The sequence below is a fragment of the Streptomyces caelestis genome, from assembly GCF_001279005.1.
GTDB classification, from domain to species: Bacteria; Actinomycetota; Actinomycetes; order Streptomycetales; family Streptomycetaceae; genus Streptomyces; species Streptomyces heliomycini.
Genome location: NZ_LGCN01000191.1, coordinates 1 through 204 on the forward strand (window position 1 = coordinate 1; position 204 = coordinate 204).

A 204-nucleotide genomic window follows, 5' to 3' on the forward strand; every position below is an offset into this window, starting at 1 on the left:
CACAGCCAGTCGCTGCCGACCGGTTCCTTGGGGTTGGGTCCGCCGTTGATCCACGCCTGGACCGAGCTGTCGGCGTTGACCTTCAGGTAGTCGGCTCTGTTGTCACCGTTGAGGTCGGCGAAGCGGATGGTGCTGCCCGCCGCGCCGACGCCACTGGCGACGGTCTGCTGCGGGTACCACAGCCAGTCGCTGCCGACCGGTTCC

1 protein-coding gene is annotated in these 204 nt (G+C 68.1%); it reads right to left on the minus strand.

Annotation, left to right across the window (positions count from 1 at the left end; genetic code table 11):
• On the minus strand, window positions 1–204 hold a 204-nt coding region (locus ADK41_RS16540; RefSeq protein ID WP_209438652.1), incomplete at both ends, for a hypothetical protein.